We start from the raw sequence: 15,610 nt of genomic DNA, 5'->3' as shown, positions 1-15,610 counted from the left end.
CCTTTAGAAAGAGTCTGTAGAAGTGAATAAGCCGACACGCAAGCCTTCGGCTGTATAAATTTCGCGGCCATCAACGCTCACACTTCCATCAGCAATTGCTAAAATTAAAGAGCGGTTAATGGTGCGTTTAATATCAATTTGATACGTGACTTTTTTTGCTGTTGGTAACACTTGTCCAGAGAATTTGACATTGCCTGAACCCAGTGCTCGTCCGCGTCCGGGATTGCCTTGCCAGCCGAGATAAAAACCCACGAGCTGCCACATAGCATCTAGGCCTAGACAGCCTGGCATCACAGGATCACCTTCAAAGTGGCAGGCAAAAAACCATAAGTCAGGAGTAATATCCAACTCAGCAGTGATTTGTCCTTTACCGTATTTTCCGCCTGTATCACAGATGTGCACAATGCGATCCATCATAAGCATATTCGGTGCGGGCAATTGCGCATTACCTGGACCGAAGAGCTCTCCTCGACTGCACTTGAGCAGTTCTTCGTAGGTGAAGGCGTTTTGTTTGGTCATGCGGGCTCCTCAACGTGCCTAATCGTGTACTGCATGGGTGATGGATTTCCATCTTGCTAATGGTGACATTCAACGTATTAGCGTGTTTTTAACACATTTAATAACGCTTAACAAAAAAACTCTATTCAACTTAAGCCTTTTGTTTAACTGCGTGACATGGGCCAGCTGCTGTTAAACAGACTTGTTTGTATGCAATTGTTTGGTTAGACCACGCATTGCCTTCTCAAGTCACAGTGTATTTGCTAGTAAATACGATCATTCAGTAAAAGTAATGGCTCGGGAATATTGCTCTACTCTAAGCGCTGTAGCAGGGTGCTTAGATACGGTGCAGGGGGATCTGTAGCGTAAATGTTGATCCGTGTTGGGCCTTGCTGATCACACTCAACTCACCCCCCATCTGTTGTGTCAACGTATGCGCAATCGATAACCCTAGGCCTGTACCACCGTAGCGCCGTGAAATACTTTGATCGGCTTGATGAAATGGATCAAAAACCGAAGCCAGTTGCTGCGCCTCAATGCCAATGCCTGAGTCAGTGATTTGACACCTTAACATTATTTGTGCCGGTTCGAGTACGCGCCAGTCTGCGCGAAGTGTCACGCTGCCTTGCGCAGTGAACTTTAACGCATTGGCTAATAAGTTCACTAAAATTTGTCGCAAGCGGGTCGGGTCACCTTCAACGTGCAGGCCACTTAGGTCAGCCGGAAGGTTAAACACAAGCTCAATGCCTTTTTGTTCAGCGCTATATTTGAATACATTATGCAGTGAGTTGAATAAGTCACCTAGGCAAAAGTCAATACACTCAAGTTGTAGGGCGTCGTGCTCGAGGCGGGAAAAGTCTAAAATATTGTTTATTACTTCAAGCATTTGCAAACTTGAGGTGTGGGCGATTTGACTGTATTCAGTTTGCTCCTTGCTGAGCTCGGTTTGCTCAAGCAATTGCAACATGCCGAGCACACCGTTCATGGGCGTGCGTAATTCGTGACTCATCATTGCCAGAAAGTCGGACTTGGCTTGATTGGCGCGCTCTGCCTCTTGCTGTGCTTGCTGAAGCTCTGTGGTGTACTTTTGCTGGCTCAACTGTGCTTGCTGTAGGGTTTTGCTAAGCATATTGATATGCGTGCTCAGCTGACCAAGCTCACCGTTTTCGACCTCAGTCAAGGCTGGCGTGTTGTATAAGCCATCATCAAGGCTTCGCAGTTTTTTACGCATCGCTTGAATAGGGGTGGATAAACTACGTGCGAGCAAATACGCCAGCGCCCAAATCAAGAACAAAGTCAGTAAAATAAGCCAAAGGGCGCGCAGTAAAATATCGAGCTGCTGTTTTTTAAGAGCGCTGTCAGTCATTCCTATTAAGACATGGCCGATCACTTCTTCATTGCTGGATGTTTGCGCAGATGCCATTGAGAATAAAAACTGTGGATCGAGAGCAATGGTTTGACGTGTGATATCTGCTTGGAAGGTTAACTCAGAGTTGCTTTGTAGCTGTGCTTTTTCGGTGCGCATTAAGCGCTTATCGTCTTCATCATATATTTCAATAAACGCAATATGCGGGTGTTTTAATATACCTTTTAGCATCGGCTCTAGCGCTTGCAGATTGCCTGAAATAACACTGAATTCAGCTGCTGGCGCGAGTTGATTGGCAATCAATTGGCCTGCATTTGCCAATTCTTCTTGTAAGTTTTGTAAGCGTGCCAAGGTAAAATAGCCGGTCAATAAAAAAGCGATCAGTACCGCAGGTAACAGACTGACAAATAACGTGTGTCGGTGAATGCTACCGCCTAAAAATCTTTTCATGGCGCGGCCCTGTGTTGTTTCAGTTGCTTAAGTAGATCTGTAACCTGGTGTGTTTCAACCGCCAGCGAGCGTGCAACTTGTGGGTTAAGCATGATTTTAAATTCTTCAGGGTAGACACTGTGCGGCCAGTGCTCTGCTGGTGTCTGTAAAAGTGTTTGCAGGCTATGCAGCCAGTCATCTTTGTTGCTGTAAGTGGATGCTAAGCTACCCGCTTTGATAAAAGCTGCGGTGGGACCGATCAACGCTTGTTTGCGCGCATAACTGCTGAGCAGAATGCTTTTAATGGTTGCTGGGTTGTAAATTTGTGCGTCATCAATACCAAGCAAAACATCTGTTTTATTCAGCAAACGAGCGAGGCTGCGTGCATCATAGCTGTTTGGCCAGTAATAGGTATGTAAGGTCAGGTCATGCGCTTGTATAGCCTGCTCGATTTCTTTTAATAAGAATATGCTTTGATTTCCGTATAGGAGGCCAATTTTTTTATGGCCCGGCAGCAGAGCTTTTAATAAAGCGATTTGCCGCTCAATAGGTGGATCACTCCAAAGGAATGTCAGTTTTTGCGGCTGCTGTTTAGCAGTGCGCTGGTGCGCTTGCACGCGGCTGACTTGCATAATAAGTGTTGCAGGTGCGCTGTGGCTAAGCTGTAAGCGCCAATCAAGTAGGGCAGGTCCCAGTAGCACGAGGCGAGTATCTGTTGTGAAATTGCGCTGCGCTTGTAGTTGCGAGCGCGGCATATATTCAACACTTTGCAGAGGAAGCAGCTGGGCAAGCTCTTCAGCAAAGCGGCGCACACTGGAACTGTCTTGATCTGCGCTTAAAATGATTTGCGCTTGCAACGGGGCGCTGATGCAAAAGAGGACGCAAAGTGTGCACAGGAAACGCCATAGATAAGCCAGCATAACCGCTCTAAAACTCCAGCTGCACGGTTGCGTAAACTTTGTCGTGGCTGTTGTCTTTATTATTGGTGCGGCCTATAGGCTGGTTGTTTAGAGTTTTTTGCAGATTGCCGGCGACAGTCAGGCGTTTATCGCCCCAGTTAAACTGTTTAGCAAGGCGCAGGTTAGCCAGCTGTAAATCGTTTTTATCTAGCTGTTGTGCAGCAAAATACATCAGGCTGCTGCTCCAATCATTTTGCCAGTCACGCAGCCAGGTGAATGAGCCGCTATGTGGTGGTGCTATGTCTTGGTCTAATGCGTTACTGGCGCGCTCTTTAATATGGGCATAACTCAAGCGCAGTCGGTCTTTACTTGTGGCTTGCCAATTGCTTTCAAATTCGCCGCCGTAGAATTTTATATGATCATGGTTGCTCAGGTTAAACGACTCGAGACGCGGCCTATGGCTGATCATGCGAGTGATTTTTTCTTCAAAGAGTTTGATGTCAATTGACAGGCGCTGCGCAGCGAAATGCCCATTGTAACCAAGCTCATAGGCTTTGATTTTTTCCTGTTTGAGTTTGCCACTGCCTTGCGCGCTGATAAAAAAGTCAGCGGTGCTGCCTTGGCTGACCTGTGGACGTAAATCATGCACGCGATAGCGCCAATCGGCATGGTTTTCAAACATATCAGGTGAGCGCACCGCTTCACTGTATACCGCTCTTAAGCCGTGCGCAGGCGTGAATAAATAGTTGACGGCTAGACGTGGAGAAAAAGAATCACCATTGCTGCTGTCGTGTTCGAACATACCGCCACCTTGCAGTAACCAGTGTGGGGTGGCATACCATTCGAATTGACTGAAAGCACGAATAATATCTTTGCGCTGGCGGCCATTTAAAAAGGTTTGTGAGCGGGCTTGGTCGTAGCGGTAACTTAAACCGCTGATCAGGCGCAGGCTGTCGGAGACGCTGTAGGTGTCTTGCAGCTCTAGATCAAAGCGTGATTCACGGCTTTCTTCGCTGATCAGGCCGCAGCTGTGAGGCAGAGGAATGGGGCCCAGCAGCTTGCTGCCTAGCCAGTTTTGCAGATAGTCTTGGCGAGGGCTAGCGTTGCTGATTCGTTTCCGGTTGAATAAGTCTTCGCGTTGCTGGGCAGAAGAAATACGCCATAATTCGTTAAGCTCAGGGCTAAAAGCCAGTTGCGCATCACAGGCGCGCCATTCACGCTGGCGCTGCCATTGTTGTACGTCGCCTTGCACAGAGATGCTGTGCTTGCTGTTGATGATGCTGGTCCAGCGCAAACTAGCGCCATAGTCTGTGGCTTTCTCGTCAGAGTTATCATCTTGCTCGTCGGCTCTAGGGTTTATTACTTCTGCAAAGGCTGGGCGGTAGTGGTTATTGATCTGGTTGCTGCCCTCTTTAAAGGCCAGCTGCCAATCAATGCTGTTGCGTTCGTCGAGTTGATGGTTGGCGCGCAAATTAAAGCGACTGAGGCGGCGACCATCGCGAAAATCTGAGCCATCTTCTCGCTTGTCAAAGCCATTATCCGCAAGTCCAGATAATGATAAACGCATATCGGAGCGATCGCTGTGCCACGCTTGGCGTGCGTACCAATCACGAATGCCATTTTCGCCTAGGTTACTCTTGAGTACAGTGCCGTGTGCGTCCTTGGCAGACACAGTAATAATGTTGATTACGCCAAGCAATGCATTAGCGCCGTAGCTCACTGTATTGGGGCCGCGAAACACTTCAATGCGTTGAATATCTTCAATGGCGACTGGTAAGTTGGTCCAGTCGACTTTGGCAAAGCCTGCGCGGTACACCGAGCGCCCGTCAATCAACACTTGTAAGCGCCGCGCTTGTCCAGGGCTGGTGCCATGGTAATTGACTGTGGTTAGGTTACCGCTATCCGGCACAACCAGCATGCCGGGTACAAGGCGCAACACGTCAGTGATATTGCGCGCGCCACTGGCAACAATCAGTTCACGATCAATACTGCTAATGCTGCCCGGTACTGCCGCAGGGGGCTGGTACAAATGTGTGGCTGTGAGCACTTCGGGTACTGCTTGGTCATTGATAAATAAATCGCTGGCATGGGCTAAGTGAGACAAGCCAAGGCCCAGGGTCAATGGTAGCAGTACGTTTGCTGTTACATACGAACGCTTTAAATGCAGGAGCAGCAAGGCTTGCCTCGTAATCTAATCAATAAAACGAATAGTAGTTTAACTGAAAATGCTAAACACTGGTTATGCTTGAACAGCACCGTATAATGAAGCAATCGCCAAACAATGGCAGAAGAGAACACAAGCATGATAATAAAAAAACCAATCGCTGTATTAGGCGGGGGCAGTTTTGGTACTGCCGTGGCTAATTTACTGGCCAGTAATCAGCAGCCTGTGCGTTTGTGGATGCGCGATGCACAGCAGGCACAAGCGATTAATGACAACAGGCTCAATCCGCGCTATTTAAAAGGTGTCACGGTGCTTGAGGGGGTTGTTGCCGTTACCGACTTAGCAGCTGCTTTAGCTGAGTGCGATTTGATTTTTGTTGCGTTACCCTCCACCGCTTTGCGCAGCGTACTGACACCTTATGCCGATGCGTTGAGTGGAAAAATGCTAGTCAGCACCACTAAAGGGATCGAAGCAAATAGCTTTATGCTAATGAGTCAGATTTTAGAAGACATTGCTCCGTTGGCGCGTGTTGGTGTGTTATCTGGGCCTAATCTTGCCAAAGAGGTGGCTGCGCATGCGCTAACTGCTAGTGTGGTGGCCAGTGAGGACGAAACACTGTGTGCAGAGGTGCAAGCTGTACTGCATGGGCCAACTTTTCGGGTGTATGCCAGTCGTGACCGCTTTGGCGTAGAGCTGGGTGGCGCGCTGAAAAATGTATATGCCATTATTGCAGGCATGGCTGCAGCCATGGGCATGGGTGAGAACACCAAAAGTATGCTGATTACCCGTGCTTTGGCAGAAATGACCCGTTTTGCAGTTAAGTTGGGTGCTAATCCCATGACGTTTTTAGGCTTGGCTGGTGTAGGTGATTTGATTGTGACCTGCACATCACCGAAAAGCCGAAATTATCAGGTGGGTTTTGCATTGGGCGAAGGCTTAAGCCTTGAACAAGCTGTTGAGCGCTTGGGCGAGGTGGCGGAAGGGGTGAACACCTTGAAGGTGCTTAAAGCTAAGTCGCAAGAAATGGGGGTCTATATGCCGCTGGTGGCTGGCCTGCATGCCATTTTGTTTGAAGGGCGCACGCTTGAACAAATTATAGCTGGGCTGATGAGTGGCGAGCCAAAAACTGATGTTGACTTTATTTCCATTGATGGCTTTTAAACGAGGGCTTACAGAATGACAAAAGCAGAAAAAACCATCCGCCGTGAGTCAATATTTTTACGCGTGTTGTGGATGCTGTTATTTCTATTGGTATGGCACGTTGCTGTGCCACTGCTAGGCATTTTAGTGGTTGCGCAGCTGCTATACCGTTTGTTTTATGGTGCGCCCAGTGTGCACTTTATGAACTTTGGTGACAGCTTAAGCCAGTATTTAGCGCAAATAGGTCGTTTTGCCGTGTTCAATACAGATGCTAAGCCTTGGCCTGTAGCAGATTGGCCGCAAGCCCGTGCCGCTGACGGGGAGGCTGCACACGTGCCTAAAAATAAAAAAACAGCGCAAACGCCAGTGAGTGCAGAAGCTGCAAGCGCTACTGTGCCGCAGCCCGCTGTTGCGACTGATACGGGGGCAGATGCACCAGTGTCAGCAGACCTTTCAGAAGTAGCACAAGCGCCAGAATCATCAGAAACACCAGAAGCACCAGAAGCACCAGAAGTGCCAGCAGCGACAAGCGTGCAAAGCACAGAAGAAGACTCTGCAGCTGTTGATGATAAGCAGACAAAAGATGAGGCTAAGCCATGAAGCTCTGGTTGTTAAGGCACGGCGCGGCGCAGGCCTACCAGCGCCACGATGCTGACAGGCAGTTGACTGAGCAGGGTCGCGAGCAAGTCGTGCAAGCTGCTACGTTCTTGGTTGGTGTTCAGTTTGATCGAGTGCTATGCAGTCCTTATGTGCGCGCTCGGCAAACCGCTGAGCTGTTATGTGCCACATTGCAGCGTCAGGGCGATATTGAAATTGTGCCGTGGTTGACGCCAGAGGACGATGTTCGAGAAGTGACACGCAAGCTCGATGGCTATCCCGTAAAAAATTTATTAATTGTTGCCCACCAGCCCTTATTAGGTGCGCTCGCCAGTTGGTTGGTTGATACAGATCGTCAGTATGGTTTGCCATTGAGTACAGCCAGTATGGCGTGTTTAAAAGGTGACTTTATTGGTGCGGGTGCAATGCAATTACACTCTTTGCAGCATGTGCATGCTTAGGACACCACGCTCTCCACTATAACAATAGCTAAAATAACCAAGGAGTTTTTAGTGTCGGCTTGTGCTCAAGAAATACGCATTCAATTACCACATATTGATCTGGCAGCGCGCGTCTACGGCCCCGAAGATGGACAGCCGGTTTTGGCGTTGCATGGTTGGCTCGATAATGCGATGACATTTGATTTACTTGCACCTAAATTGCAAGGCTTGCGCATCGTTGCCATTGATATGGCGGGACATGGCCATTCAGGGCACCGCGCAGCAGGCGCTGGTTATCAGTTGTGGGATTATGCCTTGGATGCGCTGATGGCGACCCAACAATTGGGTTGGCAGACGTTTTCGCTGCTTGGGCATTCATTAGGCGGCATTATCAGTGTGCTTATTGCAGGTGCAGTGCCTGAGCGCATTGAGCGGGTTGCCTTAATTGATGGTCTAGTCCCTGACACCGGTGAGGCTGATAACGCACCTAAGAAACTTGGCAAAGCATTATTGGCACACATCGATTTGGCGGCCAAAAAGAAAACCATCTATGCCTCTGTTGAGCAAGCCGTGCAGGTGCGTATGCGTGGTTTTATGCCGGTCAGTCGGTTAGCAAGCGAGCTGCTTGCGCAGCGCGGTTTAAGCCCAGTTGCTGGTGGTTATAGCTGGAGCACGGATTCGCGCTTAACCCTGCCTTCACCCTTACGTTTAACCCGTGCACATGCAGCCGCCTTTGTGCATGCCGTGCAGTGTCCGATGACGTTAGTTTTAGCAGAGCAGGGTGTTTTGCTGAAAGAACCTGATTTTATCAAATTTCTCAGCACTTTAAGCTTAGATGTGCAACGCTTGCCGGGCGGGCATCACTTGCATCTTGACGATGAGCTCGGTGCGCAGGCTGTGGCAGAATGCTTGCAAGCTTTTTTCAATGCGAATTAGAGGTTATTCAGTAGCGACAATAGACACATTAAATTGTCATTCACAGGCGTCATTATGTTTGATATGTATACTGTAGATACTCTCTATGAATATAACGTAGCTATTGCTTTAAAAGAGCGGGTGCTGCTGTAAAGAACGCCTTACATGTGTCGAGCCGCGCAGATGCGCAGCAGAGCACCATACACACTGCACAGACTATGTTGGTAAAGTGATAATGCACAATTGGATGTACAAAACAGTTTTAGCCGCATTGCTGGCGGCATTTGGCGGTACGGTATCTGCAAATGATTTTACGACGTTTTTGAATCTTGAGCATTTACGTGACGCCAAAATTATTACTCAAGCGCGACAAGATAGCGTAGAAAAAATCTATCCTAAAGGCTCGGTGCGCCGTATCAGCGGCAAAATGCGCTACAGCGGCCAAGTGTTGGTGCGCGGCTCAGTTGATGTGCTGACCGTGCAGCTGGCGCCTACGCATGAGGCGCTGGATGCCTTTAATGCCAGCCGTCAATTGTTGCAGGATGAGCATGCGCAGATGCTGTATTGGTGCGCTGCACGTGAGTGCGGTTCGAGTAGCCTTTGGGCTAATCAAGTGTTTGGCAATGCCCGCTTGTATGGCCCAGATGATCGGCAGGCCTACGCGCTATTTCGTTTGGCTGGAGAAAAACAAGCCAGCTTGCTTGCCGTATATGCAATTACACGAGGCAATGGCCGTGATTTCTTACATTTTGAACACTTTCAAGCAGAGCAGCTAGCGGCTGATTTGTTGCCGACAGCAACAACCTTGGAGCGGCAGTTAAATACGGATAATCGATTGTTCCTGCCAAGTCTCACCGGTCAGCCAGATCCGGTTTGGGTCAAGCTGTTGGTGCGCGCTTTGAACCAAAACATCACTATGCGCATCAGTATGGCTGGTGAAAATGCTCTGGCCTGGCGCGATGCAATGGTTGAGCGTGGGCTTAGATCCACTCGAGTTGAGCTCGACACTGAGTACACTCAGCCTGGATTAGTGCTGCAGCGATTACCTTAGCAATGACTTCTTCAATGGATAGCGCGCATGTTCAGTAATGACCGTTTATTAGGACAAATTTTACTGCTGAGCTTGCTGGGTGCCTGTTTATGGGTGCTGGCACCCTTTATGACTGCTTTGTTTTGGGCTGCGGTACTCGCTTTTGCCAGCTGGCCGGTAATGCAAATGTTAACTCGAGCACTCAAAGGTAATGCAAGCTTAGCCGCTGGCTTGCTGACCGGTGGCTGGGTGGTCATTGTTGCCGGGCCATTGGTGTGGTTGGGGTTTAATATTGCTGATTACATCCGTGCGGGCACCGCGTTGATTCAGAATATACGGGTGACCGGCTTACCCAGCGCACCAGATTGGTTAGTGGAAGTGCCTATGCTCGGTGATCGCTTGCTGGAACTGTGGCAAGCTGCTGACGAGCAGGGTTCGGCGCTATTTTTGACGGCTAAACCCTACATGGGGCAGATGGGTAATTGGCTTTTGGCGCGCAGTGCCAGCATTGGTGCAGGTATTCTTGAGCTGGCTTTGAGCTTGGTCTTGGTGTTTTTCTTTTACCGCGATGGCCCACGCTTAGCCCTGTTTGTCAAAAATTCAATCCGGCGTTTGATAAAAGACCGTGCTGACTATTATCTAGATTTGGTTGCCGGTACGGTGCGTCGTGTGGTTAACGGGGTGATTGGCACCGCCGTAGCGCAAGCCATTGTAGCGCTGTTTGGTTTTTTAGTGGCCGGCGTGCCCGGTGCTTTATTGCTGGCGGCACTGACCTTTATGCTGAGTTTGATCCCAATGGGACCGCCTTTAGTCTGGGCGCCAGCGGTGGCTTGGCTATTTTGGCAGCAGGACTATGGCATGGCGATTTTCCTGCTGGTATGGGGGTTTTTGGTCATTAGCAGTGTTGATAACTTCCTTAAACCTTACTTGATTAGCCGCGGTGGGAACTTACCCCTTGTCGTTGTTCTAATGGGTGTATTCGGCGGGCTTTTTGCCTTTGGCTTTATGGGGCTGTTTTTGGGCCCGACCTTGCTGGCAGTTGCTTATAGTTTGGTCAGTGACTGGATTGCCAGTAATCAGCCAAAAGTAGAGCAGCCGAACGTTGATCAACCCTAAATTGCAAACAATAAAAGGATAGATGCTATGCGCTTATATTGGTTAAGTTTACCACTGGCAATTGTTATGTTAGCCGGTTGTGCGGCTAAAACGAATTACCGCAGCAGCTGTGCGCAGCAGCTCGATGCTGCTTGGGCAGAGTTGGATATTGCCAAAGCAGAAGGTTTTGCCGGAACTGTTAGCTATTCAAAGGCGCTGACGTTGATCACCGCAGCAAAAACTCAGCAGCAGTTTGAAGCTTACAAAGGCTGTACAAGTAAAGCGCAAAAAGCGCGTTTTTATATCAGTGAGTCACGCGCTGGTCGCTAAAATCTATTGCATACAGTGCGGCGCTGTGCAGGTTTCTAGTTTTGCCTTTGCGTGCGCGAAGATTGCTGGCTAGCATAGGCAGATCTAGACATGGAGTTTTATCCGATGCGCAGTCAATTAGAAGCCTGCATTCACGCAGTCAACCACATTATTTTAGGTAAAGAACAGGCGGTGCGCTTAGCCATGGCCTGTTTATTGGCGCGCGGCCACTTACTTATTGAAGATTTGCCTGGTATGGGCAAAACCACTTTAAGCCATGCCTTGGCACAAGTGCTGGGTTTAAGTTACCAACGCATTCAGTTCACTTCAGATTTATTACCCGGTGATATTCTCGGTACCTCAGTGTTTGACCGTGAGACGGGACAATTTGTTTTTCATCCCGGGCCTGTGTTTGCTGAGCTTTTATTAGCCGATGAAATCAATCGTGCGACACCGAAAAGCCAAAGTGCATTGCTGGAAGCCATGGAAGAAGGGCAAGTAACGATTGAAGGTGCAACGCGGCCCTTACCCGATCCTTTTTTTGTTATCGCCACGCAAAACCCGATCAGCCAAGGTGGCACTTTTAGTTTGCCTGAGTCGCAGCTCGACCGCTTTATGATGCGTCTTTCGCTCGGCTACCCAAGTGTCAGTGCCGAGCGGCAATTGCTGATGGGCAGTGATCGCAAACAGCTGCTCAGCGTGTTGCAGCCTTTAATAGAGCGCGCTGATTTATTGGCCGCGCAGCAGCAGGTTAATGATGTGCGCGCCAGCGATGCATTGGTCAGTTATATCTTGCGCTTAGTCGAAGCAACACGCACCCACGCGCAGCTGGCGTTTGGTTTATCGCCGCGTGGCAGCTTGGCACTGCTGGCCGCGGCTAAAGCTTGGGCTTTCTTAGCGGGGCGTGATTATGTGATCCCAGAGGATGTGCAAGTGGTTTTGCCGGCAGTGGTCGGACATCGACTGCGTGAGCAAAACAGCGCCAATGGCATAGGCAGCGCCTCTGTCATACAAAGCTTGCTGACCGACGTGCCAGCCTTGTAATGCCAACAAGAGTATTGCAGAGGCCTCGGCAGTGGTTTGCAGCATGGGTGACGCGGCGTTTACCACCGCTGCAGCGTATTCGATTAGAGCAGCGCCATATTTTTATTGTGCCCACCTTGACGGGTGCAGCCTATGCGCTCGCCTTAGTGCTCATGCTGCTGGTGGCGATCAACTATCAGAACAGTCTGGCCTACGCACTGACATTTCTATTGGCCTCACTGGGGCTGCTAACAATGTTTCATACGTGGCGTAATCTCGCTGGCTTAACTGTAGCAGCAGCAGGCAGTACGCCGTGCTTTGCCGGTGAGTATGGCAATTATCGCTTGCGTCTACACAGCGATAAACATGACTATCAAGCCATTGCCGTGGGTTGGAATAGCAAGCAGTTGAGCTTGCTTGATGTGGCGCATGATAGCGAGCAATTTGCTGAGTTGAGCCTGTTAGGGCAGCGCCGAGGCTGGCAGCAAGGACCGCGACTGCGCATTGAAACACGTTTTCCGCTGGGCTTATTTGTAGCTTGGAGCCAAATCGATTTAGCGCAACGTATCCTAGTCTATCCGCAGCCAGTAGACGCCGTTGTCATCGCCGCTGCAGGCCAAGGTGATGAGCAGGACAGTGATGAGGCCAGCACGCTTGCAGGCGTGGATGACTTTCAAGGCTTAGCAGCGTGGCAGCAAGGGGACTCTTTGCGGCGTATTCATTGGAAAGCTTGGTCGAAAGGTCAAGGTCTTTTGGTTAAACAATTTAGCGAGCAACGAGGTCAGCAACAACTGCTGGACTTTGAGCGATTAAATGGCGATGTTGAATACCGGTTGTCTGTGCTCTGTGCACAGGTGCTTAAACTCAGCCAAACAGATCAACCTTACAGTCTGTTATTGCCAGGACAGCAGCTCGGGCCTGATCTAGGCCCTGAGCATCGCCAACGCTGCTTGCGAGCCTTAGCTCTGTATGGCGAGCCAACCGCATGAGCGCCAAACAGCTCAACGTACAAGCGCGGCAAACATTGCCACGTATCAGCCTAACTTGGCTGCTAATTGCCCAGGCTCTGGTGATTATTCCGCATCTACTGCATGTGCCATTTTGGTTGGTCGGCCTGTGGCTTGCTTGTGCAGCGTGGCGCATTCAAGTGTTTCGTATGCGTTTACCATTCCCTAACAGTTGGACCAAGGCTGCTTTGCTACTGGGCAGTGCTTTTGCGGTGTATTTAAGCCGCGGCAGTCTAGTGGGGTTGGATGCTGGGGTGGCGCTGCTGATCACTGCTTTTATCTTAAAACTGCTTGAAGTGCGCAGTCGCCGCGATGCGCTGGTGCTGATCTTTCTAGGCTTTTTTACTGTGGTGACCAGCTATCTGTTTTATGACAGTTTACTGGCTGCGCTGTACAGCGTATTGCCTGTAATTGCTTTGTTATCAGCTTTGCTGGGTTTGCAACAAAGTAGTTTTGCCATGCAGCCGCTGGCCACTTTGAACTATGTGCTGCGTTTGTTTGCCCAAGCGGTGCCACTGATGCTGTTACTGTTTGTTTTGTTTCCGCGCCTTGAACCGCTGTGGAGTTTGCCGCAGCCGGCTGATAAAAATACGGTGGGCTTGGCGACCAGCATGAGCCCAGGAGATATTGCTGAGCTGGGTCAGTCTTCGGCATTGGCATTTCGAGCGCGTTTTGATGGTGATATCCCAGCGCAGTCACAACTGTATTGGCGTGCATTAACCTTGCCGCAGTTTGATGGGCGCAACTGGTCAATCAGTGAGCGTGTCAGTGCGCAAGAACCACAATGGCAAGCGCAAGGTGAGGCGCTCAGCTATAGCATTATTATGCAGCCCAGCAGTCAACCATGGCTGTTTAGCTTGGATGTGGGCAGCAGTGAACAGGCGGATATTCGCTTGATGAGTGATTTTCGCTTGCAGCGGCGCACGCCGGTCAATCGAGCCTATCAATATCAAGCCACCTCGTGGCCGCAGGCATTGCGCCAGCCGCTGTTAACTCAAGCGCAGCAGCAGGAGTTCTTGCAGTTGCCGCGTAGCGGTAATCCACAAAGTCGTGAGTGGGCACAAGCGTTACGCCAGCAGTATGCCGATGACGATACGCTGGTGACGGCATTGCTGCGCCACTTTAATCAAGAACCCTATTACTACACACTCAAGCCACCTGTGCTGGGCAGTGACAGTATCGATGAGTTTTTATTTAGCAGTCAGAGTGGCTTCTGTGCCCATTATGCTGGCGCCATGGTGTTTACCTTGCGTGCTGCCGGTATTCCGTCGCGGGTGGTAGCCGGTTATCAAGGGGGCGAAACCAATCAAGCGGGACAGTTTATCCAAGTGCGCCAGTATGATGCCCATGCCTGGGTTGAGTATTGGCAGCCTGGACAGGGCTGGCGCAGTGTTGATCCAACCTTTCAAGTTGCTCCTGAGCGTATCGAGCGCAGCTTACGCGATGCCTTGCCGGATGAGGCTGATTTATTTCAGGGTGATTTTTTCTCGCCTTTGCGTTACCAGCACATTGGTTGGGTCAATCAGTTGCGGATGGGCTGGGAAAATATCAATCACAGCTGGCAAACGCAGATTCTTGGCTATCAGCGTGAGCGTCAACAGGCGTGGCTCAAGCAATGGTTTGGTCAGGTGGATTGGCAGACTTTAGGGCTGTTGCTGGTTTTTAGTGCGGCATTGATTATTGCGCTGATTGTGTTGTGGATGTTTAAGCCTTGGCAACGCCAAGCTGACCCTGTGCAACGGCTCTTGAATGATTTTCAGCGGCTGCTGCGCAAGCGTGGTTTCACCCGCGAGACCGGTGAGGGCTTGCGTGACTTTTATCAGCGCATCGCTCAGCAGCTGCCTGAACAGCAACAGCAGTCAGTGGCTGCTTTTATCAATCTCTATGAACAGCAGCAATATGCAGAGCAGGCGCTTGATTTAGCGGCCTTGCGCAGCGCTTTGGCTCAGGTGAAAAAATAATGTTGGATACACTGCTGCTGATCACGTTAGCGCCCATCTTAGTCTGGCAAGGTCGACGGGTGCGGCAACATACGCTGCGCTTGCCTGAAGCAGCTGGCCAGCGGCATGGTCATCTTGGTCAGGGCCGGCAATTGCGCGTGTTGGTCCTGGGTGATTCCTCAGCCGCCGGGGTAGGCGTGAGCAGTCAAGACAATGCTCTAGCTGGGCAGTTAGCCGAGCAACTCAGTGGGCAGTATCAGGTTACCTGGCAGCTGTTGGCAGAGACTGGCATCACCAGCGCGCAACTGCTCAGACAGCTGCAGGACACAGCAGCACAAGACTATGATTGCGCGGTGCTGGCGATTGGCGTCAATGATGTCACCGCATGCACCGCAGATTCGCTTTGGCTGGCGCAGTTGCAGTCTCTGCACGAGACGCTGTGTGCCACGTTTAATGTGCAGCATATTTTTATTTCAGCCATCCCACCGATGCAGCATTTTACTGCGCTACCTTGGCCACTAAGTGGGTACCTTGGCCGTCGTGCACGGCGCTTGAATCGACTGACTGCAGAACTGGCAGAGCAGTCCAGTGGGTTAACTTTTATGCCGATTGATTTGGGTGTCGATCCACAGATGTTGGCTGCTGATGGTTTTCATCCGAGCCAAGCTGCTTACAAATTATGGGCCGAGCAGGTGGCAGCCCTGATCAAAGGCACTGCGTTTAAGTGAGTGCTCAGCAAAAAATACTCTTTTCATATA

At 50.2% G+C, this 15,610-nt stretch carries 14 protein-coding genes and 1 pseudogene; 11 read left to right on the top strand and 4 right to left on the bottom strand.

The genetic code is table 11. The features are described from left to right. Positions 1-3: 3 nt before the first annotated feature. From fabA to FXF61_RS07455, 4 genes are all read right to left on the bottom strand, one after another. Positions 4-519, bottom strand: a complete 516-nt coding sequence (gene fabA / locus FXF61_RS07470; RefSeq protein ID WP_151184678.1) for a 3-hydroxyacyl-[acyl-carrier-protein] dehydratase FabA — start codon at positions 517-519, stop codon at positions 4-6. 316 nt (positions 520-835) lie between these two features. Next, on the bottom strand, positions 836-2,314 hold the full coding sequence (locus FXF61_RS07465) for an ATP-binding protein (RefSeq protein WP_151184677.1): 1,479 nt from the start codon (positions 2,312-2,314) through the stop codon (positions 836-838). Next, a complete protein-coding gene (locus tag FXF61_RS07460; RefSeq protein ID WP_151184676.1) occupies positions 2,311-3,213 on the bottom strand; it encodes an ABC transporter substrate binding protein in 903 nt (300 codons plus the stop codon). The genes FXF61_RS07465 and FXF61_RS07460 overlap by 4 nt, the downstream gene beginning before the upstream one ends. A 7-nt stretch (positions 3,214-3,220) precedes the next feature. After that, positions 3,221-5,296, bottom strand: a complete 2,076-nt coding sequence (locus FXF61_RS07455) for a TonB-dependent siderophore receptor (protein ID WP_256663385.1) — start codon at positions 5,294-5,296, stop codon at positions 3,221-3,223. A gap of 198 nt (positions 5,297-5,494) precedes the next feature. Between FXF61_RS07455 and FXF61_RS07450 the strand changes: the two genes are divergently transcribed. From FXF61_RS07450 to FXF61_RS07400, 11 genes and pseudogenes are all read left to right on the top strand, one after another. Beyond that, positions 5,495-6,517, top strand: a complete 1,023-nt coding sequence (locus FXF61_RS07450; RefSeq protein WP_151184675.1) for an NAD(P)H-dependent glycerol-3-phosphate dehydrogenase — start codon at positions 5,495-5,497, stop codon at positions 6,515-6,517. 15 nt (positions 6,518-6,532) lie between these two features. Next, positions 6,533-6,829, top strand: a pseudogene (locus FXF61_RS15090) (DUF4389 domain-containing protein); the annotation flags it as partial. A 263-nt stretch (positions 6,830-7,092) separates the two neighbouring features. Beyond that, the gene (sixA, locus tag FXF61_RS07440) at positions 7,093-7,554 is read left to right on the top strand and encodes a phosphohistidine phosphatase SixA (protein WP_151184674.1); all 462 of its coding nucleotides are present in this window, start codon (positions 7,093-7,095) and stop codon (positions 7,552-7,554) included. Positions 7,555-7,605: 51 nt separating this feature from the next. After that, positions 7,606-8,469, top strand: coding sequence for an alpha/beta fold hydrolase (locus FXF61_RS07435; protein ID WP_151184673.1), 864 nt, complete (start codon positions 7,606-7,608; stop codon positions 8,467-8,469). A 214-nt stretch (positions 8,470-8,683) separates the two neighbouring features. Continuing rightward, positions 8,684-9,499, top strand: coding sequence for a DUF4892 domain-containing protein (locus tag FXF61_RS07430; protein WP_151184672.1), 816 nt, complete (start codon positions 8,684-8,686; stop codon positions 9,497-9,499). Positions 9,500-9,526: 27 nt separating this feature from the next. Then, the gene (locus tag FXF61_RS07425) at positions 9,527-10,594 is read left to right on the top strand and encodes an AI-2E family transporter (protein WP_151184671.1); all 1,068 of its coding nucleotides are present in this window, start codon (positions 9,527-9,529) and stop codon (positions 10,592-10,594) included. A 27-nt stretch (positions 10,595-10,621) separates the two neighbouring features. After that, positions 10,622-10,903: a hypothetical protein gene (locus tag FXF61_RS07420; RefSeq protein WP_151184670.1), complete on the top strand. Its 282-nt coding sequence runs from the start codon at positions 10,622-10,624 to the stop codon at positions 10,901-10,903. A gap of 105 nt (positions 10,904-11,008) precedes the next feature. After that, positions 11,009-11,926, top strand: a complete 918-nt coding sequence (locus FXF61_RS07415; protein WP_151184669.1) for a MoxR family ATPase — start codon at positions 11,009-11,011, stop codon at positions 11,924-11,926. Further along, the gene (locus FXF61_RS07410; RefSeq protein ID WP_151184668.1) at positions 11,926-12,894 is read left to right on the top strand and encodes a DUF58 domain-containing protein; all 969 of its coding nucleotides are present in this window, start codon (positions 11,926-11,928) and stop codon (positions 12,892-12,894) included. The genes FXF61_RS07415 and FXF61_RS07410 overlap by 1 nt, the downstream gene beginning before the upstream one ends. After that, positions 12,891-14,873 (top strand): transglutaminaseTgpA domain-containing protein, encoded by a 1,983-nt coding sequence (locus tag FXF61_RS07405; protein ID WP_151184667.1) that lies wholly within the window; start codon positions 12,891-12,893, stop codon positions 14,871-14,873. Before FXF61_RS07410 ends, FXF61_RS07405 begins: the two co-directional genes overlap by 4 nt. Next, positions 14,873-15,580 (top strand): SGNH/GDSL hydrolase family protein, encoded by a 708-nt coding sequence (locus tag FXF61_RS07400; RefSeq protein ID WP_151184666.1) that lies wholly within the window; start codon positions 14,873-14,875, stop codon positions 15,578-15,580. Before FXF61_RS07405 ends, FXF61_RS07400 begins: the two co-directional genes overlap by 1 nt. Positions 15,581-15,610: the final 30 nt, after the last annotated feature.

The sequence above is a fragment of the Pseudomonas sp. C27(2019) genome, from assembly GCF_008807395.1.
In the GTDB taxonomy this organism is placed as follows: domain Bacteria; phylum Pseudomonadota; class Gammaproteobacteria; order Pseudomonadales; family Pseudomonadaceae; genus Denitrificimonas.
Note: the sequence above shows the minus strand (reverse complement) of the source record. Positions and strands in the feature narration are given on the sequence as shown.

Excerpts from the sequence above, each read along its gene's own strand:
- fabA (WP_151184678.1), bottom strand. The coding sequence starts at position 519 with ATGACCAAACAAAACGCCTTCACCTACGAAGAACTGCTCAAGTGCAGT.
- FXF61_RS07405 (WP_151184667.1), top strand. The coding sequence starts at position 12,891 with ATGAGCGCCAAACAGCTCAACGTACAAGCGCGGCAAACATTGCCACGT.
- FXF61_RS07430 (WP_151184672.1), top strand. The coding sequence starts at position 8,684 with ATGCACAATTGGATGTACAAAACAGTTTTAGCCGCATTGCTGGCGGCA.
- FXF61_RS07400 (WP_151184666.1), top strand. The coding sequence starts at position 14,873 with ATGTTGGATACACTGCTGCTGATCACGTTAGCGCCCATCTTAGTCTGG.
- FXF61_RS07415 (WP_151184669.1), top strand. The coding sequence starts at position 11,009 with ATGCGCAGTCAATTAGAAGCCTGCATTCACGCAGTCAACCACATTATT.
- FXF61_RS07460 (WP_151184676.1), bottom strand. The coding sequence starts at position 3,213 with ATGCTGGCTTATCTATGGCGTTTCCTGTGCACACTTTGCGTCCTCTTT.
- FXF61_RS07425 (WP_151184671.1), top strand. The coding sequence starts at position 9,527 with ATGTTCAGTAATGACCGTTTATTAGGACAAATTTTACTGCTGAGCTTG.
- FXF61_RS07420 (WP_151184670.1), top strand. The coding sequence starts at position 10,622 with ATGCGCTTATATTGGTTAAGTTTACCACTGGCAATTGTTATGTTAGCC.
- FXF61_RS07410 (WP_151184668.1), top strand. The coding sequence starts at position 11,926 with ATGCCAACAAGAGTATTGCAGAGGCCTCGGCAGTGGTTTGCAGCATGG.
- FXF61_RS07465 (WP_151184677.1), bottom strand. The coding sequence starts at position 2,314 with ATGAAAAGATTTTTAGGCGGTAGCATTCACCGACACACGTTATTTGTC.
- FXF61_RS07450 (WP_151184675.1), top strand. The coding sequence starts at position 5,495 with ATGATAATAAAAAAACCAATCGCTGTATTAGGCGGGGGCAGTTTTGGT.
- sixA (WP_151184674.1), top strand. The coding sequence starts at position 7,093 with ATGAAGCTCTGGTTGTTAAGGCACGGCGCGGCGCAGGCCTACCAGCGC.